Here is a 21,702-nt window from a genome sequence, read left to right as displayed (position 1 = left end):
CTTCGAGGTCACTTCTGGCGTCGCTTGCCGAGCATCAGCGAACCCGCACCCGCGATCAGCGCACCCAGCGCCACCACGATACCCAGCAGGCCGACCGGCGAGCCGGTGTCGGCGACCGGGTGCGTCGCGGGCGGCTGCGTTGGCTGCGGGACCGGCGCGGGCTGCGTCGGCTGCGGGGCCGGAGGCGCCGGCGGTGCCGGCGGCAGAACGGCCGTGGAGGGCGTCGGGGTCGGCGTGACCGTGCGCGCGACTGTCGGCGTCGGGGTCGGAGTGACCGTGCGCGTCGGCGTCGGGCTCGGCGTCGGCTTCGGCGTCGGTGTCGGCTTCGGCTCGACCGTCACCACCGCGTCGTCCGGGTTGGACGTAACCAGATCCTCCCCAGGCGTCGGCGTGGCCGTGGGCGTCGGCGTCGCGGTCGGGGTGGCCGTCGGGCTCGGCGTACGCGTGGGCGTCGGCTTCGGGGCCACACCGGTCGCCGTGGCGACGTTGCGCACCTGGCCGGCGGTCACGTCGGCTGCGGTGACGGTGTAGGACGCGGAGGTGCACGACATGCTCTCCCCGGGCCTCAGCGTCGTACCCTCGCACGTCACGGCCACTCCCGCACGCTGCAGCATCGGGTCAGAGACCTTGACCCCGGTCAGGGTCACGTTGCCGGCGTTGGTCAGCGTGAAGCGGTACGCAATGGTGTCGCCCGCGCCGATGATCCCGTCGTCGTCGGTGTCGACGACCTTCGCCACGTCCTTGGCCAGGAGCAGGCCCGGCTTGGAGACGATCGGGGTGGAGGTCGACGACTCGCCGCCGGGGTTCGTCGTGCCCGGGTTCTGGTCGTCACCGGTCGCGGTCGCGGTGTTGCGCACCGAACCGTTGTCGACGTCGGCCTGGGTCACCGTGTGGGTGGCGGTGGCCGAGCAGCTCACGGTGGCACCCGGGGCGACCGGGCCGGCGGCGCAGGCGGTTCCGTTCAGCCCGACCATCGGGTCGGTGATCTTCACGTCGTACAGCGGCACGTTGCCGGTGTTGGTCACCTCGAACGAGTAGGTGATGACGTCGCCCTCCTTCGCCACACCGGTCTCGCCGACGGTGGCCTTCTTCAGCAGGGTCAGCGCGGGCTGGCCCTTGACCATCGGCACGTCGACGGTCGACGGCGGTGAGTCCACACCGCCACCGGGCACGTCACCCTTCACGGTGGCGGAGTTCGTAGCCTTGCCTGCGGCCTCGTCGGCCGACGTGAACGTGTACGCCGCGCTCGTGCAGGTCGTCGAGGCACCCGGCGCCAGCGTGGTGGTCGGGCAGCTGATCGCCACCCCGGCCGCCGCCAGCTTCGGGTCGTCGATGCGGACGTTCGAGGTCGGCACGTTGCCGGTGTTGGTCACCGCGAAGGTGAACGTCACCGTGTCACCGGCGCCGATGATGCCGTTGCGGTCGGCGTCCACCGGTGTCCCGGCCTTCTTGACCAGCGTCATCTTCGCCGAGGCCGGGACGACCGTGGTGGTCGTCGTCGACGGGGTCGACGAGACTTCGCCACCACCGGGGTTGGTGCCGTCCGCCGTGGCGGTGTTGGCGACCTTGCCGGCGGTCTGGTCGGCCGCGGTGATCGCGTACGCCGCGCTGGTGCACGTCGTCGACGCGCCCGGCGCCAGCGTGGTGGTCGGGCAGCTGATCGCCACGCCGGCCGCCGCGAGCATCGGGTCGTCGATGCGGACGCCGGTAAGCGTCTGCGACCCGGAGTTGGTCAGGTCGAAGGTGAACACGATGGTGTCCCCGGCGTCGACGAGGCCGTTGCCGTTGACGTCGACCGGCGTGCCGGCCTTCTTGACCAGGGTCAGCGTCGCGGTCGAGTCGGTCGGCGTCGTCGTCTCCGACCGCGGCGTCACGACGTCGTCGGTCGGGGTGCCCGGGTTGCCGCCCGGCTTCTCAGCCTTCGCGGTGGCGACGTTGTGGACCGATCCGGCGTCGATGTCGGCCTGGGTGACCGTGTAGGCGGCCGTGCAGGTCTTCTCGGCGCCGGCGGCAAGCGTGGCACCGGGGGGGCAGGTGATGGTCACCCCGGCGTCGGCCAGCATCGGGTCGACGACGGTGACGCCGGTGAGGCCCACGGTCCCGGTGTTCTTCACCAGGAACGAGTAGGTGAGCTGCTCACCCAGCTGTGCCTTGCCATCGCCCGAGGCGTCGGTGACCGACTTGGCGATGGTCATCGACGCCGTCTGGTCCTTCGGGGTCTCGGTCGAGTCGGGCGGCGACGTCAGGTCGGTGCCCGGCGTCGTCGCTGTCATGGGCGTGGTGCCCGTGGCGGTGGCCACGTTGGTGAGCATCGGCGAGGCGTTATCGATGTCGGCCTGCGTGACCGGGTAGGTCGCGGTGCAGGTGACGAACGCGCCCGGCGCGAGCGAGGTGACCTCGCAGTTGACGGCGACGCCGGCGCGAGCCAGCATGTCGTCGTCGACGCGGATGCCGGTCAGCGTGGTCTCACCGGTGTTGGTGACGACGAAGCTGTAGTCGATCCGCTCCCCCGCGTCGGCCTTGGCGTCGCCGTCGGCGTCGACGAGCCTCGCCGACTTGTCGAGCGTGATGCCCGGGTTCGGCGTGATGGGCGTGGTCGTCGTCGACGGGGTCGACTCCATCGGCGTGCTGCTGCCCGGCGGCGTGCCCGTCGCCACGGCCGTGTTGTTGATCGCGCCGGCGTCGACGTCGGCCTGCGTGGTCTGCACCGAGCAGGCGTAGGTCCACGTCTCGGCGAGGTCGAGGCGCTGGTCCCCGTTTGCGTCGCCGCCGGTGAAGGCGGGGACGCACGTCGGCATGATCTCGGTGAGCGCCACGTTCGTCAGCGGGACGTTGCCGGTATTGGTGACGGTGAACAGATAGTTCACGGTCTGGCCGGCGGCAGTCAGCGGCGAGGGATCGGTCGACGCGACCGACTTGGCCAAGGACAGGCCCGGGTTCGGCGCGACGACGGTGGTCGTCGTGTCGGACGGGTTGGACGGGATGTCGCCCCCGCCGGGGCCGGTGCCATGTGCGGTCGCCGTGTTGGCGACGATGCCCGCGGCCTGGTCGTCGACCGTGATCGTGTACGCCGCGCTGGTGCACGTCGTGGACGCCCCCGGGGCCAGCGGCCCGGCCGGGCAGGTGATGTCCACACCCGCCAGCTTCGGGTCGTCGATGCGGATGGCGTCGACGGTGGCCGTGCCGGTGTTGGTCACGGTGAAGGTGTACGCGATGGTGTCACCGGCGTCGGTGATGCCGTTGACGTTGGTGTCGAGCGGCGCTCCGGCCTTCTTCACCAGCGCGAGGTCGGTGCGGCGGTCGGCCTCCAGGCCGGCGCTCGACTCGTTCGACGGGACCGTGGTGCCGTCGGGGGCGGTGCCCGACGAGGCCGCGGTGTTCATCACGCCACCGGCGTCGACGTCGGCCTGGTTGGCGACGTAGGTCGCGGTGCAGGTCGTCTCGGCGCCCGGCGCGAGCTGGGTCGCCGCGCAGGTGATCGGCGACATGGTGCCGGTGCCACCGGTGGTGAACCGGTCGGTCACGGCGATGCCGGAAATGGTCACCGACCCGCCGTTGCGGACCGTAAAGGTGTAGGTCAGCGTCTCGCCGGCCTGGACGAGGGCGTCGCCGGAGGCGTCGGCCACCGTCTTGGTCAGCACGAGGTCGGCCGTGGTAGGCGTCGGGATGTCGGCCGTGTCGGGGGTCGAGGTCACCGGGGTCGACGGCGTGGTCTCACCCGCCGGCGTCGGCGGCTGCCCGGTCGCGGTTGCCGAGTTGGCGATCGTGCCGGCATCGACGTCGACCTGGGTGACCACGTACGTCGCGGTGCAGGTGGTCGACGCGCCCGGCGCCAGCGTCGTGGCGGGGCAGGTGATCGCCGACAGCGTGCCGGTGCCTCCGGTGCTGAAGGTGTCGTCCACCCGGATGCCGTTGAGGGTCACGTCACCGGTGTTGGTCACCACGAAGTTGTAGGTGAGTGTCTCGTTGACCTCGGCCACGGCGTTGCCGTTGGCGTCGGCGACTGTCTTGTCGACCGTGAGCGATGCGCCGTTCTGCGTCGGGATCTCGACGGTCGATGTGTTCGACGGGATCTCCCCACCGGTCGGCGGCGTCCCGTACGCCGTCGCCGTGTTGGCGAGCCTGCCGAGGTCGACGTCGGCCTGAGTCACCGTGTAGGTGGCCGTGCAGTCCAAGCGGGCCTGCGGGGCCAGCTCGGTGGCGGGGCACGTGGGCGTCAGCGGCGCGCCGCCGACGGTGAACGTGTCGGTGACGCGTACGCCGCTCATCGTCACGTCACCGGTGTTGACCACGGTGAACGTGTAGGTCAGGACCTCACCGACCGAGGCGACACCGTCGCCACCCGCGTCGGTGACCTCCTTGGTCAACGTGAGGCCGGTCGCCGACGGGGTCGGGATCGAGGCGGTCGAGCGGTTGGACACGACCGGTGTCGGGGTCTCCCCCGCAGCGGCCGGCGGCGTGGCCGTGGCCGTGGCGGTGTTGTCGAGCCCGCCGACGTTCACGTCACCCTGCGTGACCGTGTAGCTGGCGCGGCAGACGGTCGTCGCGCCCGGCGCGAGCATCGTGGCATCACAGGTGATGGCCGAGAGGGTGCCGGTCCCGCCACGGGTGAACGTGTCGGCGATCGTCAGGCCCTGGATCGTCACGGAGCCGGTGTTGCGGACGGTGAATTCGTAGGTCAGGATCTCACCGACCGTGGCCACCTGGTCCCCGCTGCTGTCGACGACGTTCTTGTCGAGCGCCAGCGAGGCGTCGGCGGGCGTCGGGAGGTCGACGGTGTCGGTCACCGGCGTGACCGGGGTGCCGCCGGGGCCGTTGCCGTTCGCGGTGGCCTGATTGTGGACGGTGCCCCGGTCCACGTCGGCCTGGGTCACCGTGTAGGTCGCCGTGCACGTCTCGTCCACCGCACCCGCGGTGAGCGTCGGGAGGACGCACACCAGGTTCGGGAACATCGGGTCGGTGACCCGGACCTCGGTCAGCGTCTGCGTACCGGTGTTGGTGACCTTGAACCCGTAGGTCAGGACCTCGCCGAGGGTGGCCACGCCGTCGGGCGTGGCCTCGGTGACGGTCTTGTTGAGGGCGAGCGTCGAGGTCGAGTCGGTCGGGGTGACCGTCTCCGACGGGCGCGTCGTGACGGGGGTGCCTTGCGTGGTCGGGGTGCCCGGCGTCAGGCCGGTCACGGTGGCACTGTTGGCCACCGAGCCGGCGTCGATGTCGTCCTGCGTGACCGTGTAGGGCGCGGTGCAGTCCACGTACGCCCCCGGTGCGAGGGTGGTCGTCGGGCAGGTGACGGCGACCGGGATCGCCAGACCGGCGAGCATCGGGTCGTCGACCTTGAGGTCGCTGAGCGTGACGGTGCCTGCGTTGGTCACCAGGAAGTGGAAGGTGACCTGCTGGCCGAACTCGAGCTTGCCGTCGCTGTCGGCGTCGACGAAGTCGATCGACTTCTTCAGGGTGAGCCCCGGCGCGACGTCCTTCGGCGTCTGCGTGGTGTCGGACGGCGAGGTGATCGGCGTGGGCGTGGTGCCCGGCGGGGTCGCCGTGGCGGTCGCCGTGTTGTCGATCGTCGTGCCGGCCGCGTCGATGTCGGCCTGCGTGACGGGGTAGGTCGACGTGCACGTCGTCGAGGCGCCCGGGGCCAGGATCAGCTCGGGGCATGTGATCGTCACGGTGGGCTGGGCCCCGGCGAGGCGGGGGTCGTCGACCGTGACGCCGGTCAGCGTCGTCGTGCCGGTGTTCGTCACGAGGAACGAGTACGCGATGGTCTCACCGACGTCGGCGAGGTTGTCGCCGTCACTGTCGTTCAAGACGGCGGTCTTCTCCAGCGAGATCCCGTCGCGCGGGGTGACCGGCTGGTCCTCCTCGTCCTTCAGGGGGGTGAGCGGGGTGCCGTCGGGGGTATGGGCCGACACCTGGGCGGTGTTGTGGACGTTCTTGGCGTCCACCTCGGGCTGGTCCACGGTGTGGGCACAGGTGAAGGTCCAGGTCTCGTCGACCTGCAGCAGGCCGTCGCCGTTCAGGTCGCCGGTGGCGTACGCCGGCGGCGTCGTGCAGCGGTCGTCGGTCACGGTGACCACACTGAGCGTGGTCTGGCCGGTGTTGTCGACGACGAACCGATAGTTCACCGTCTGGCCGGCCGACGTCAGCGGAGAGGGCACGGTCGAGGCGATCTGCTTGTCCAGAGACAGCGACGAGCCCGGGGTGATGGTGTTCGTCGTGGACGAGTCAGGCGAGTCGACCGGCGCGGTGCCGCCGACCGGGGTGCCGGTGGCGTGGGCGACGTTGGTGATGACGCCCGCGTCCACCTGGTCCTGAGTGGTCGTCGTCTGGCACGTGTAGACCCAGGTCTCGTCGAGATCCAGGATCTCGTCGCGGTTGAGGTCACCGACCTGAGCCCCGTCGACGAGGCTGGGGGCCGGGGTGCACAACGAGTCGACGATCGACACGTCGCGCATGGGGACGTTGCCGGTGGCGGTGACGGCGAACTGGTAGTCGACCGTCTGGCCGGCGCCGGTCAGCGACTGCGGGACCGAGCTGGTCTTCATCAGGGTGAGGACCGGGTTCGGCGCCTCGAGGGGCACGGTCACCGTCGACGGCCGAGTCGTCACCGGCGGCAGGTCCGTCGCCGCGGGCGGCGTGCCGGTCGCGGTGGCGGTGTTGGCGACCGCACCTGCGGTCACGTCTGCCTCGGTGATGGTGTAGCGCGCCGGGGCGAGGCACAGGGCCGAGCCACCGGGCGCCAGCGGCGTCGTGGTGCAGGTGAACGGCTGGCCGAGCATCGGGTCGTCAACGACGACCGGGGCGAGCGACGCGGTGCCGGGGTTGGTCACCACGAAGCGGTAGAGGATTGTGTCGCCGGCATCGGTGATGCCATTGCCGTTGACGTCGACGATATCGAGCGGGGCCGGTCCGACAGCGGTCTGGACCGGCTGGGGCGCGACCTCCTTGACCAGGGTGAGCCCGGTCGTGGGGGCGAGGTCGACGTGGACGGTGTCGGTCGACTCGACCGGCGTGGCGCCGGTCGGCGGCAGGCCCTTCACCGTGGCGGTGTTGTCGATTCCTGCGGCGTCCATCTCGGCCTGGGTGACCTCGTGACCGGCGGTGCAGGTGGCTGACTCGCCCGGAGCCAGCGTCGACTTCTCGCAGGTGACGTCGACGAAGCTGACCAGAGCGTCGCTCAGCCGCACGTCGTGCAGTGTGACGTTGCCGTTGTTGGTGACGACGAACGTGTAGTCCACGTTGTCACCGGCGTCCTGGACCCCGTTGCCGTTGGCGTCGGTGACGGCGCCCGCCGTCTTGTCCAGGACGATCGACGGGACAGCCGGGACGACCGTCGTCGTGGTGGCGTCGTCGGTCGGTGACGGACCTGTCGGCGGGGTGCCGGTGGCCGTGGCCACGTTGGTGACGCTGCCGAGGTCGATGTCGGCCTGCGTCAGACGGAAGTCGGAGCTCGTGGTGCAGGTGACCGAGGCACCCGGGGCGAGCGGCCCGGGCGGGCACGTCACGGTGATGCCAGCGGCCTCGAGCATCGGGTCACTGACGGTCACGTCGGTCAGGGTCACCTGTCCGCTGTTGGTGACCACGAACGTGTACGGCAGCGGGGTGCCGTCGTCGATGTTGCCGTCACCGTCGGCGTCGACCAGCGTGCCAGCAGTCTTCTCCAGCGTGATCGCCGACGCGGCGGTCGAGGTGAGAGTCGCTGCCGCGTTGTCGGTGACGGGATGGTTGTCGGGCGCCAGCGCGTCGGCGTGAGCGTCGTTGACCACACGGCCGGCGTCGACGTCGGGCTGCGTCAGCGTGTACGGATACGAGCAGACGGCCTGCTGGGTGGGTTCCAGCACGGTGAGTCCGTTGCAGGTCACTGCGGCGAGGCTCAGGCGCGGGTCGGTGAGCGTCACGTCGCGCAGGGTCACGTTGCCGGTGTTGGTGATCGTGAAGGTGTAGGTCACGACCTGGCCGGCCGCGGCGTACGTGGTCGGGTCGACGACCTTGTCGAGCTGGATGCCCTCCTGGTCGGGCAGGTCGGTCACGGTCGCCGACGTCGCCGGCGGGACGGTGCCCGAGGGCGGCGTGGCCGTGGCCGAGGCCGTGTTCTCCACCGTGCCGAGGTTCAGGTCGGCCTGGGTGAGCGTGTACGGGCTCGCGGTGCAGTCGACCGACGCACCCGGCGCGAGCTCGGTGACGGGGCAGGTGATGGTGATCCCCTGCTGGGTGAGCATCGGATCGCTCACCACGAGGCCGGTCAGCGTGGTGTTGCCCGTGTTGGTCACGCGGAACGCGTACGTGATCTGGTCACCGGCGTCGACGAGGGTCGCGCTGGAGCCCAGCGCCGTCGTCGGCACGCCCGCCGTCTTGACGAGGGTCAGGTGGTTGTTGGGCGGGAGCGGGACCTCGACGTCGGCGGTCCCGGTCGGCGGGGTGCCGTAGGGCGGCGTGCCCGTCGCCGAGGCGGTGTTGAGGACCCGGCCGGCGTCGATGTCGGCCTGGGTGACGACGTAGGGCGCAGCGGTGCACTCGAACGTCAGCCCCGGGGCGAGCGGTCGGTTCGGGCAGGTCACGGCGCCGATCTTGGGATCGGTGACGGTGATGGTGCTCAGCGAGACCGAACCGCTGTTGGTCACCAGGAAGCTGTACTCGATCACGTCACCGGCGTCGATGCCGTTGGCGTCCTGGTCGACGACGGCGGAAGCCGTCTTGGCCAGGGTGATCTTGGGGGTGCCAACGACGGGGACGTCGGCCGTGCCCGGGTCGGTGACGATGATGCCCTGCGGCGAGGTGCCGAAGCCGGATGCGTCGTTGTGGACGTTGCCAGCATTCAGGTCGGCGAGCGTCAGGGCGTACGCCGGGCTCTGGCAGGTCGTGCTCTCCCCCGGTGCAAGGACGCTCACGCCACACGTGGGGCCGCTGAGGCCGAGCTTGGCGTCGTCGACGCGGACGGCGCTGAGCGTCACGTTGCCCGTGTTGGTGAGGGTGAAGGTGTAGGTGATCGTGTCACCGACATCGGTGCGGCCGTTCCCGTTGGCGTCGATGACGGGACCGGCGACCTTCACCAGGTCGATCCTGGGCGCTGCGGCCAACGGCGTCGTGGTGGTCGACGGGGTCGACGTGACCGGCGTGCCGCCCGGCGTGGTGCCGGTCGTCGTGGCGGAGTTGTCGACCCGGCCCAGGTCGACGTCCGCCTGGGTCACCGTGTAGGGCTTGGTCGGCGCGCAGGTGACGGTGGCTCCCGGCTCGACCGGGCCGGCCGCGCACAAGAAGTCGCTCAGGCCGAGCTTCCCGTCGTTGATGACGATGTTCGACAGCGAGACCGTCGATTCGTTGGTCACGGCGAACGTGTACGCGATGGTGTCACCGGCGTCCGCGCCGTTGCCGTCGGTGTCGACGAGGGCGCCGGCCGACTTCACCAGGGTGATGCCGGTGGCGGGCTCGATGGTCACGGTGTTCTCGTCGGGCTGCGACGGGACGGTGCCACCACCGGGGGTGGTGCCCTGGGAGGTCGCGCTGTTGACGATGGTCCCGGCGTCCACGTCCGCCTGCGTGACCACGTACGCCGGGGCCGTGCAGGTGACCCGGGTGGCCGGATCGAGGGTCGGGGCGCAGACGAAGCCGGTGAGGCCGAGCCTGGCGTCGTCGACCGTCACGTTCGACAGGGTCACCGCACCGGTGTTGGTCACCGCGAACGAGTAGAGGACGGTGTCCCCGGCGTCCTGGCGGCCGTTGTTGTTGGTGTCGATGACCGCGGAGGCCGTCTTGTCGAGGGCGAGGCCCGGCGTGCCGGCGAGCGGCTTGTCGTAGGTGTCCTCGGCCGTGACCGGGGTGCCGGTGGGCGGCTGGGCGCTGGCGGTGGCCAGGTTGTGGACGTTGGAGGCGTTCAGGTCGGCCAGGGTCAGCGTGTAGTCGTAGGTGCACGAGTCGGACGTGCCGGGCGCGAGCGGGCCGGTGACGCACGGGTGGGCGGTCAGGCCGAGCTTGGCGTCGGTGATGGTCGCGTCGGACAGCGGGACGGTTCCGGTGTTGGTGATCGTGAACGTGTAGGTCAGGTGGTCACCGACGTTGGTGCCGTTGTCGTCGACATCGATGACCTCGCCGGCGACCTTCTCCAGCGTCATCGAGGCGACCTCGGTGTGCTGGACCGCGGTGTCCTTTTCAGTGACGGGATTTCCCACCGGCGTATCGGTGCCGTCGACGGGCTGTCCGGTGGCGGTGGCGATGTTCGGCACCGAGCCGGAGGCCGCCTCGGCGGGGGTGATCACGTGCGTGCCGGTGCAGACGGTGGTCCCACCCGGGTTGATCGAGGTGTCGGTGCAGGTGGCGTCAGGCGCCAGGTCGTCGGCGATGGTGACGCCGGTGACCCTCATCAGGCCGGTGTTGGTCACCGTGAACGTGTAGTTGATGACGTCGCCGGCGTCGACACGACCGTTGGAGTTGACGTCTCTGGTCGAGGCGATGGCCTTGTCGAGGGTGATGTGGGCGTCGGCGAGCTGCACGGTGGCCTCGGCCTCGTCGGTGACGACGGTGCCCACGGTGGGCTGGCCGGAGACGGTGGCCTCGTTGTGAAGGATGCCGTCGGCGGCGTCCTTCGCGGAGATCGTGATCGGCAGCATCGTGCACGTCGCCGTGGCACCGGCCGCGAGGCTGAGCTGACCGTTGGGAACGGTCGCACCGTTGGCGGGGTCGGTGCACGTGATGGCGCGGGCTTCGGGGTCGTTGTCGGTGATCGTGACCTTGCTGAGCGGCAGCTTGCCGGCGTTGGTGACGGTGAACACGAACTCGGCGGCGTCACCCTGGCCCAGACGGCCGTTGTTGTCGGTGTCGGTCACGTTCGCGACCTTGTCCAGCGTGATCGACGCGTACTGCACCGGCACATCGGCATCGTCGGTGGCACTGATCGGCTTCGTGGCCACACCGTTCCAGACGGGCCGACCCGTCGTGGTCGCGATGTTGTTGACAGCGCTGACACTCACGTCCGCGGCCGTGATCGCGTAGGGCAGCGCTGCGGTGCAGGTCATCGACGCGCCGACGGCGAGGTCGGGCTGCGGGCAGTTGACGGCCCCGATCTTCGGGTCGCTCACCTGTACGTCGATCATCGAGGTGTTCCCAGTGTTCCTCACCACGAAGGTGTAGAGCACGGTGTCGCCCGCATCGGTACGCTCGTTCTTGTTGGTGTCGGTCGGCGTACCGGCCGCCTTCTCCAGGGTCAGCGCGGGGGCCGCGACCGGCTGTAGAGCCGTGTCGGTGGCCTTCACCGGCATGCCGGCGTTCGTGCCGTCGGGGTTGATCGGCTGGCCAGTCGTCGTGGCCGTGTTGGAGATCGTGTAGTCCTTGGTCGAGATCGCGGCGAGGATCTCGGGGGTGATGGTGACGCTCACCGTGCAGGCGACCGTGGCGCCCGGCGCCAACGTGTCGGTGAGCGTCAGCACGGTCGGGCTCGTCAGGGTCGCGGGAACGGTGCAGATGAACCCGGCAATCGCCGACGCGGGGAGGTGCGGCTCGGACAGCGTGACGCCCCTCAGCGGGATCTTGCCGGTGTTGGTGATCGTGAGGTCGTAGTCCACGATGTCACCCTCGTCGGGTCGACCGTCGTTGTTGACGTCGTTCACGGTGCGGACGTTCTTGTCCAGACCGATGGACGCCGACTGGGCCGGGGTGTTGTTCGTGTCGACGGCGCTCACGATCTCACCGGCGTGGGTGCCGTCGGGGTTGAGCGGTTGGGCGTGGGCGGTCGCGATGTTGACCACCAGGCCGCCGTCGGACGACGCCTGGGTGATCGTCTTGGGCGCGGTCGCGACACAGGTCGTGGACGCACCCGGGGCGAGCGTCGTCTGCGGGCATGTGATCGCACCGCCGATCTTCGAGTCGATGACCGAGACGTTGCCCACGGTGAGGTTGCCGGTGTTGGTCACCTTGAACTGGAACCACAGGAGGTCATCGGTGTCGACGCGGCCGTTGCCGTTGACGTCCTGGTATCGGCTCATGTCGGTGGTCTTGTCGACCGTGATCGCCGCGCTGGAGGCGGGCGTGGTCGCGCTGTCCGTGGCCGTGACCGACAACCCGGCCGGATTGCCGGTCGCATCGTACGGGTCGCCCGTCACCTTGGCGGTGTTGTCGACCTTCAGGTCTGTCGTGTCCTCGGCAGTCACGACGTGGCTTCCGGTGCAGGTCATCTGCGTGCCGATCGCGAGGGTCGTCGACTCACAGACGATGTTGGTCAGCATCGGGTCGGTGAGCACGATGTTACGGAGTTCGGTGGCACCGTCGTTGGACACGGTGAACGAGTAGTTGATCGTGTCGCCCGGGTCGGTGCGGCCGTCGGCGTTGAGATCGGTGATGGAAGCGATCTTCTTGTCGAGGCTGATCTTCGCGTCGACGAGCTGCTGGGTCTCGGAGTCCGTCGCGGTCACGTCGGTGCCGACCGGCGGCCTGCCTGTGGCGGTGGCGGTGTTTTTCACCACGCCAGCGGCCTCGTCGGCTGCGGTGATGGTGTACGGGGCGGCGGTGCAGGTGACCGAGGCCCTCGGGTCGAGGGAGGTCTGAGGGCAGGTGATCGCGACACCGGCAGCGGCCAGCATCGGGTCGTTGATCGTTATCGGGTTGAGGACGGTGTTGCCCGTGTTGGTGACGACGAACCGGTAGACGATCGTGTCTCCCAGGTCCGTGCGGCCGTCGCCGTCCACATCGGTCACCGAGGCGATCGACTTGACCAGGCTCATGCGTGCGTCCTGGGTGGGCACGGTGTTGGTGTCGGTGGTCGAGACCGGGTCACCGCCGTTGGCGCCGTTTGGTTGGACCGGCTGGCCGGAGGCGGTGGCGGTGTTGACCGCCGCGCCACCCAACGAGGACGTCTCGGAGACCAGCTTCGAGCCGGTGCAGGTCATCGTGGCGCCGGAGGCCAGCGTCGTGGCGGGGCACGACATGTCGTTGATCTTGGGGTCGGCCACGACGACGCCGTTGAGCGCCAGGGTGCCGGTGTTGGTGACCACGAACTGATAGTGGATGCGGTCGCCGACGTCGATGCGGCCGTTGCGGTTGAGGTCGTCGGTCGAGACGTCGCGCTTGTCGAGCGTGATCGACGCCGAGCTCGTCGTCGTCTGGGTCGACGAGGTGTCCTTGACCGGCGTACCGGCCGGGTTGCCGGCCTTGTCGAGCGGCTGGCCGCTGGCCGTCGCGGTGTTCGGCACGGACCCGGCGGTGACATCAGCCGCCGTGATGGCGTACCCCGCGGTGCACGTCATCGTCTCGTTCGGCACGAGCGTCGTCCTCGGGCAGGTCAGACCGGTCACCTTGGTGTCGGTCACGGCGACGGACGCCAGCGGCGACGTGCCGGTGTTGGTCACGGTGAACGTGTAGTTGATGACGTCGCCGACGTCGTTGCGACCGTTCTTGTTGGCGTCGGTGATCGACGCGACGGTCTTCGTCAGGTCGATGGTGCCCGTGACCGTCTCGACGGCGTTCTTGTCGGTGTCCTGGACCGGCGTACCGGCGTTGGTGCCGTCGGCGCTGGTCGGCTGGGCCGTCACCGTGGCGGTGTTGTTGACCACGTTGTCGGCAGACGCCGCGTCGGTGATCGTGTACGGAGCAGTGGTCTGACAGGTGGTGGTCGCACCGGGGGCCAGCGTCGTCACGGGGCAGGTGACGCCACCGACCTTGTTGTCGGCGATCGCGATGGTGGTGAGCGTGGTGGTGCCGGTGTTGGTCAGGTCGAAGTAGTAGGCGATCGTGTCACCGGCGTCGACGCGGCCGTCGTTGTTGACGTCGACGGGGGTGTCGTGGCGCTTGACCAAGTCGATGGACGCGGTCTGCGTCGGCGTGGTCTCTGTATCGGTGGCTGTCAGCGCGGTGCCGGTCGGCGGCTGGGCGGTCGCGCTCGCGGGGTTGACGACGCTCCCGGAGGCCTGGTCGGCCGTGGTCACGGTGTAGGGGGCTGCGGTGCAGGTCATGCTCACGCCCACGGCCAGCGTGGTGAGCGGGCAGGTGACCGCGCCGACCTTGGCGTCGCTGACGCCCACGCCGGTCAGTGGCGTGTTGCCGGTGTTGGTCACCACGAAGCTGTAGGTCAGGGTGTCGCCGGCGTCGATGCGGCCGTCGGTGTTGGCGTCGTTCCAGCCGGTGCGTCGCTTGTCGAGCGTGAACGCGGGCGCGACGGCGGGCTGGGTGTCGGTGTCGGATGCGGTGACCGGTGTCCCGCGCGGCGGCGTACCCGTGGCCGTGGCCGTGTTGTCGACGCGGCCGGCGGCGGCGTCGGTGTCGGTGATGGTGTACAGAGCGGTGCAGGTGACGCTCTGCCCCGCGACCAGGCTGGTCGCCGGGCAGGCCACGGTGCCGACCTTGGTGTCGGACACGGCGACGGCGTTCAGCGTCACGTTGCCGGTGTTCGTCACCAGGAACGAGTAGGCGATGGTGTCGCCCGCGTCGACGCGGCCGTTGCCGTTGGCGTCGGTCGGGGCGGCGTGGGACTTGTCGAGCGTGATGCTGGCGCGCTCGACGGGCACGGTGTCGCTGTCGGTGCCGGTGACGTTCGTGCCGGTCGGGGGCGTGCCCACCACGTTGGCGGTGTTGTTGACCGCACCCGTCGCGGCGTCGGCCGCGGTGATGGTGTAGGGCGTCGCGGCGCACGTCATGGTGGCGCCGGCGGCGAGGGTCGTGGTGGGGCAGGTGATGGTGCTACCCGCGCCGGTGACCTTGGCGTCGGTGAGGCCCACGTTGGTCAGCGCCGTGTTGCCCGTGTTGGTGACGACGAACGAGTAGGCGACGGTGTCACCGGCGTCGACGCGGTCGTTGCCGTTCATGTCGGTCGGCGTGGCGTGCTGCTTGTCGACGGCGAGCGACGGGTCGCTTGCCGCGGTGACGGCCGTGGACGTGTCGGTCACGGGCGTGCCGGTGGGCGGGTTGCCCGTCACCGAGGCCGTGTTGGTGATCGAGCCGGCGTTCGCGTCGGCCGTGGTCACGGTGTAGGAACCGGTGCAGGTCATGGGCTGCCCCGCGGCGAGCTGCGTGGCCGGGCAGGTCAGGCCCGGCACCCGTGGGTCGGAGACGGCGACGCCGGTCAGCGCGGTGTTGCCGGTGTTGGTCACCACGAACTGATAGTTGATGACGTCGCCTGCGTCGACGCGCATGTTGCCGTTCAGATCGGTGGTCGAGGCCACGGACTTCACGATGTCGATGGCGGGGGCCACGACCGGGACGTTCTCGGTGTCGGTGTTCGTGACCGTGGTCCCGTTCGGCGCGGTGCCGGTGGTGGAGGCCGTGTTGGTCACCACGCGGTTCGTCGAGTCGGCCGCGGTGATCGTGTAGGGGGCCGACGCGGTGCAGGTGATCCGCTCGAGCGGCGCCAAGGTCGTCTTCGGGCAGGTGAGGGTGATGCCGGCGGCGGCGAGCATCGGGTCGCTGACCGACACGTTGTTCAGCGTCACGTTGCCGGTGTTGGTCACCTCGAAGGTGTAGGCGACGGCGTCGCCCGCGGTCGTGCGGCCGTCGGCGCCCTGGTCGACGGCGGCGATCTTGTTGAGGGTGATGGCCGGGCCCTGGGCGAGCGGGGTCGAGGTCGACGAGGTGTCGGTGGGAGGCGTGCCGACCGGCGGCGTGCCGGTGGCGGTCGCGGTGTTGTTCACCGTCGCTGCGTCCACGTCGGCCTGCGTGAGGCGGTAGGGCGCGGCGGTGCAGGTGGTGCGGGCTCCCGGCGCGAGCGTCGTCGCCGCACAGGTCACGGTGCCGACCTTCGGGTCGGTGACGGTCACGTTGGTCAGCTGCGACGTGCCGGTGTTGGTGACGGTGAACGTGTAGTCGATGATGTCGCCCTGAGACGGGCGGCCGTCACCGTTGACATCGGTGAGGGCGCCCGCGCGCTTGACCAGGTCGACGCCGTTCGTCAGCGGCGCCGGCGGCGGTGCACACACGGAGTTGTCGGCGGTCGTGCCGTCCTCGTTGGGGATGGCGACGGAGTTGAACAGCCCGGTGCCCGGTCCGGCGCAGGCGGCGGCCGGGTTGTTGTCGGCGTACTGCACGACGAAGACGAGGTTGTAGGTCAACGTCTGGCCACCGCCGATCGCGGTGCCGGCGGGCGCGAGGGTGTAGGGACCAGCCGTGGTCGAGGAACCGGTCGACGCACCGGTCCAGCTGACGGAGTGCACACGCAGGTTCGGCGCGAACGCGGGGGTGTCGGTCAGCGGTCCCAACGTGGTCGGCGTCTGGCCGGTGTTGGCCACGGTGATCGAGTACGCGACCTGGAAGCGGCCCGTCGTCGGGTTGGTCGTGTCGGTGACGGCCGCGACGGTCTTGGTGACGTTGAGGCTCGGCGGGGTGGCGACCGGTGTCGTCGTCGACGACAGCGGCGACGTGACCGGCGGGAGGCCCGGAGGCGTACCCGTCGCAGTGGCGGTGTTCTGCACGCTGCCAGCGGTCACGTCGGCGGTCGTGATCGTGTAGGCTGTCGGCGCATTGCAGGTGACCGTGACGCCGCGGGCGAGCGACGCGGCGCAGGTGAAGTTGGTGAGGCCGAGCTTGGCGTCGTTCACGACGACGGGGGCGAGGGTGACGTTGCCCTGGCTGGTCACGGTGAACGAGTACGCGACGGTGTCACCGGCGTCGGTGACACCGTTGCGGTTGACGTCGTTCACGGAGACGACGTTCTTGGTCAACCCCAGCCTCGGGGCTGGCGGCGCAGGCGGGGTGGTGCAGGCACTGTTGTCGGTGGCGCTGCCGGTCTCTTGCCCGGTCGGCAGCGAGACGGAGTTGAACAACCCCGTCCCCGGCCCGGCGCAGCCCGCCACGGTTGCGGTGCTCGTATAGCGGTAGGTGACCGTCAGGTTGTAGGTCTGGGTCGCCCCCGGGGCGATCGTCGTGCCGCCGGCGCCCAGCGTGTAGGGGCCCGCGCCCGTGGCGCTGCCGGTGGCCTGGCCGGTCCATCTGGCACCGGTCGGGGTCAGGTTCGGCGCGAACTGCGGGATGTCGGTGAGGGGCCCGTAGGTGCCCGCGCCGTTGCCGGAGTTGGTGACGTTGATCGCGTACGTGACCGTGTAATTGCCGTTGGCGTCCGGCCCGGTGGTCGTGCCAGCGGTCTTGGTCACGTTGATGTTGGGGTTGGTCACCGTGACGGTCGCGTTGGCTGTCGAGGAGACGGGCAGCGTGGAGGCGTTGCCCGTGCCGGAGACGGTCGCGGTGTTCGTCGTGGTCGAGGAGAGCGTCTGGGTGCAGGTGTAGATCCAGGTCTCCCTCTGGTTGAGCAGGTTGTCACCGTTCAGGTCGCCGGAGCCCGCGGTCGTGTTCACCGGCTGACGGGTGGGGTTGGCGCACTTGTCGTCGGTCAGGGCGACTGCCTTGAGGTCCTCGGTGCCGGTGTTGGTCACGGTGTAGGTGTAGGTGACCGGTCCGGAGATGTTGACCGTCGGCACGCTGGCCGACTTGGCGACGGCGATGCCCGGCTTGGGGATCGACACGCAGGTCGCATCCGGGCTCGCGGTGGTCGCGGGGTCGTCGGTGAGGATGCCGCCGGTGGCCCCACCGACGAAGTTGGTCGAGCCCTGGTTGCAGACGTTCGTGCCGGCGGTGCTGGCCGCCTTGACCGTGATGGTGATGGTGGCAGTCTGTCCGGGCGCGATCTGACCCGGGAGGGTGGAGGACGGGTCGCTGACGGGCTTCGCGGTGGCCCAGTAGTTGGTGCCCGCGGTGCCGACGGCGTTGCCGTTCAGCGTCGACGACTGGTAGGTGCCGCCGGTGGTGTTGGTGTCGGTGAAGGTGACACCGGTCGCCGTGAGGCTGCCGACGTTCTTGATCGTGACCGTGTAGGTGATGTTGCCGTTGGCGGCGACCGTCGAGGTGGGGGCGGTCTTCGTCACCTGGAGCTCGGGCTTGGGCAGCGCGCAGGAGCCGAGGTCGCTGGCCTGCCCGTAAGTGCTGTTGACGCCGGCGATGGGCGTCGTGGAGCCGTCCTCCTTGTTGACGAGGTACATCTGGGAGGAGCCGCCGGCCGAGGCGGTGGCGTACAACTTTCCGGTCGTGTCGAAGGCCAGGCCGTTGAACGTGCCCGACCCCATCGAGCCGACGTAGTTGAGCGCGGTAGTGCCCGCGGCTAGGGCCGCGGCGGAGATCGTGTAGAGGTAGGCCTCACCGGTCGCGCTGTTCGAACCGATGAGCCACAGGTTGCCCAGCCCGTCGAACACGATGTCGCCGGAAGCGAGGCTGGAGGGGTTCGACGCTCCCGAGGGGACAGTGAGACCGGTCGGCGCAGTCACCCGGTTGAAGGTCGACACCGTCGTCCACGTGGTGCCGACCAGCTTGTAGAGCGTGCCGCTGCTGGCCCAGCTGTGGACCGTGCCGCCGGGATCGGTGGCGAGGCGGTTGGTGACGGTGGCGGCCGAGGGCTGGGTGACGCGCGAGGTCGTGCCGGTGCTCAGGTCATAGACCCACAAGCCGTTGTTGTCGAGCATCGAGTTGTATCTAGTCGTGTTGTGACGGAGGATGAAGTAGATGAGGTTGGGGTTGGACGACGAGCGGGCCAGGGCGGTCGACTCGTTGAACCAGTTTTCCACCGAGACGCCCGTCGACGACTGGGAGCCGTTGTAGTAATAGGTCACACCGTCGGCGGCGGGGGTGTCGGTTAGGTTCACCATCAGCGTGGAGACGCCCGTCGTCGGGTCCACGCGGTAGATGCTATTGGCCGCGACGATCTGTGAGTCGCAGGAGATGGGCGGCTGGGCGACGTTGACGGTCACGTCCGCCGTGGCCGAGGTGGCGTTGGAGTAGTAGTCGGAGAAGGTCGCCGTTGCGATGTTCGTGGTGGTCGCGGTCAGGGTCGACGTACACGTGAAGGTGGCCGTGCCGCCCGCAGGGATGTACTGGCCTCCCCAGAAATCGGTCGTCAGGCCCGACACGTAATTCACGTTCGCGCACTTGTCGTCGGACATGGACCTGAGCCACATGGCGCCCGGGAGGCCCGTCGTGGTGCGGTTGTTCTTGACCCTGTAGGTGTAGGTCACCGGCCCGCCGCCGATGGGCAAAGAGGTGGTCGACGCCGTCTTGGTCAGCGTGATGTAGCCGTTCGGGGACGACCCGGTGCTGGCGGCGTGCGCCTGCGGTGCACGCACGGCCTCGGGACCGACGAGCGGCATCCCCGACACGAACCCGACGACGACGCCGATCACAGCGACCGACGCGACCCGTCGGCGCCATCGGTCTCGAAGGGGGATCGACCGGGAACCACGCATTACTTTTCTCCAAACACGGCGTCGGGCACGGCACACCGACGCCCAAGTCAAACCCATGCGATCGGAAAATTCCACTCGCGATGGTGAGAGCCTCCTCGGACAAGGCCGCGATGTGGCTCTCCCCCAAGGAGACCCGGCCTGACACGCAAACGCTCATCGGTCCGGAGCGATCCCGCCGCAGATGTGCGTCAGCGCGCGAACAGGTTGCCCGAGACGGTCGTGATGAAGTTGCGCAGCGAGTCGGGCAGGTCCCGCAGGTGCCAGTTCTGGGGACCGTGGTACCAGTACAGGTCCGTCGGGTCGGGGACGTTCGCATCGTCGTCGGCCGCCACGAGCGCCTCGAGCCAGCGCTCGGAACCGCCGAGCACGATCGCGTACGGCAGCACCTGGGAGAGCTCGCGGTATTCGTGCCCCTTCGGCATCTCGTCGGTGGGGTGCGTCATGAGCTGCTGGCGCAGCTCGCCCAGACCCGCCAGCAGGCGGGCGCCCTTGCTCGTGCGCGCGGGCATCTCCTGGGCGACGAACGCCAGCCCGAGGGCCAGGGCGATCGCCGCGACGCCCACGAGGCCGAACGAGGTGAAGGCCGCGAGGAGGCCGGTGAGCACGATGGCCAGGATGAGCGCGATGATCGCCCCCTGGTTCCACACGTTGCGCGTCGAGTCGGGACGGCGCTCGTACCAGCCGTGGTCGACCATCTCGGTGTAGAGCTTGTCCTGCACCGACGGGATGTGCGCCGAGATCGTCGGCCCGATCTCGGAGACGCGTACCTGCTTGCCGTCGGCCGGAACGAGCGCGTCGAGCAGTTCCTCCTCGAAGGGGCGCAGCGCCGCGCGGTCGCCGCCGTCGCCCGGCTCGAACGTCCAGTCGGTCGGCGCGAACTCGCTGCGCCGCGGCATCTCGGCGATGCGGAGGTGGCGGCGTACGGCCAGGTCGACAATGGTGGCTGTCACGTCGATGGGGTCGACCCGCTCGTCGGCCACGGTTCCGATCTGACCAGGGAGGACCGAGTCGCCGACCTTGAAGACCGAGACACCGTCGGTGCGCTCGAACCTCGCGATGGGGGTCGGGTCGCCCTCGGGGTGAGCATCGCGGCCCGCGCGCCGGTGCAACAGCCACAGCCCCAGGCCGCCGAGCGCCAGCAGGCCGAGGGACAGGCCCAGCGGCAGCGGGGCCGACGAGAACGCACGGCCCACTGTCCACAGCTCCTCGACCACCTGGTTGGGCGGGAGGACCGTGGACGGGAAGGCCATGCGCAGGCCCACGACCTCACCCTCGCCGCGGGGACCGTCGGAGAACTTCGGGTTCGCCCCGGAGTGCGGCGTGCCCTCGGAGCTCGCGCACGACTGCTCGGTCGCGGGAGGCCCGGCCACGCACTTGAAGTCGCTGAACTGGCCGGGGACCAGGATGTCTGCGGTCACGTTGTCTGCCTGAGCGTTGAGGCCCTGCAGGACCTCCCACCGGACCGTGGACGTGTCTCCGGGCGTGGGGTGGGCGGCTCCCCTCACGGTGTAGGAGATCACGACCTCCTTGGCACCGCTGGTCGGGACCGAGAACGTGATGGTGTCCTTGTCGGTCTTGACCTCACCGGCCCGGCCGTCGGCGGCGACCTTGGTGTCCGACACGTCGAAGACATATTCGGTCTGGTCCATCGCCGCCTCGCGGGTGGCGATCTTCTGCACCAGCGTCGCCGGGGCGGCCTGGCCGAGCGTGATCGTGGTCTGGACCTTCAACGCGCCGTCACGCTCGATGGTGATGGTGGAGGCGTGGTTCTCGACCTTGCCCTCCGCGTGGGCGGCCGGTGCGGTGATGCCGAACCACACGGCCATCACCATCAGCACGGCGCCGATCCTGAGCTTGCCCACCATTCCCCCTCGTTGTGCCGATGCCCGGCGAGTCTGGACGTCGAATTCCGCGGTCAGTGAACCATAGTCGGCGACCACTTCGCCGCCCCGCGCCGCCACTGCCTAGGGTGTGGTCGTGAGCAGCCAGCAGCCCGTCCCCCTCCCCCTCCCCCGCACCGGCCTCGGGACCGATGTCCACCGTCTGGTCGACGGCCGCCCCATGATGGTCGCCGGCGTCCACTTCGAGGGTGAGCCGCAGGGCCCCGAGGGGCACTCCGACGGTGACGTCGCCTGTCACGCGGCCTGCGACGCGCTCCTGTCCGCCGCCGGCATCGGGGACCTCGGCTCCAACTACGGCACGTCCGACCCGCGCTGGACGGGCGCCTCCGGCACCGAGTTCCTCGTCGAGACCGCGCGCCGCGTACGCGAGGCCGGGTTCGACATCGGCAACGTCGCCGTGCAGGTCGTCGGCAACCGTCCCCGCGTCGGCCCCCGCCGCGCCGAGTGCGAGCGCGTGATGGCCGAGGCCCTCGGCGCCCCGGTCTCCGTGGCGGCGACGACCACCGACGGGCTGGGTCTGACCGGCCGTGGGGAGGGGCTGGCGGCGATCGCCACCGCGCTGGTCGTCCCCGTGCGCTGACCCTTCCTCGTGGTCCCCGGTC

The 21,702-nt window shown here is 69.8% G+C and carries 3 protein-coding genes; 1 reads left to right on the top strand and 2 read right to left on the bottom strand.

Going from position 1 to position 21,702, the window contains the following annotated elements; genetic code table 11:
* Positions 1-8: 8 nt before the first annotated feature.
* Both ACYVGD_RS04800 and ACYVGD_RS04795 read right to left on the bottom strand, forming a co-directional pair.
* Positions 9-19,136: a DUF7507 domain-containing protein gene (locus ACYVGD_RS04800; protein ID WP_460741854.1), complete on the bottom strand. Its 19,128-nt coding sequence runs from the start codon at positions 19,134-19,136 to the stop codon at positions 9-11.
* A 251-nt stretch (positions 19,137-19,387) separates the two neighbouring features.
* Complete coding sequence (locus ACYVGD_RS04795) at positions 19,388-21,061, bottom strand: DUF2207 family protein (RefSeq protein ID WP_460741853.1); 1,674 nt, start codon at positions 21,059-21,061, stop codon at positions 19,388-19,390.
* A 115-nt stretch (positions 21,062-21,176) separates the two neighbouring features.
* Between ACYVGD_RS04795 and ispF the strand changes: the two genes are divergently transcribed.
* Positions 21,177-21,680 (top strand): 2-C-methyl-D-erythritol 2,4-cyclodiphosphate synthase, encoded by a 504-nt coding sequence (gene ispF, locus ACYVGD_RS04790; RefSeq protein WP_460741852.1) that lies wholly within the window; start codon positions 21,177-21,179, stop codon positions 21,678-21,680.
* The last annotated feature ends 22 nt before the right edge of the window (positions 21,681-21,702 follow it).

This window comes from Mariniluteicoccus endophyticus (assembly GCF_054780035.1).
This window is presented reverse-complemented; position numbering and strand designations above follow the sequence as displayed.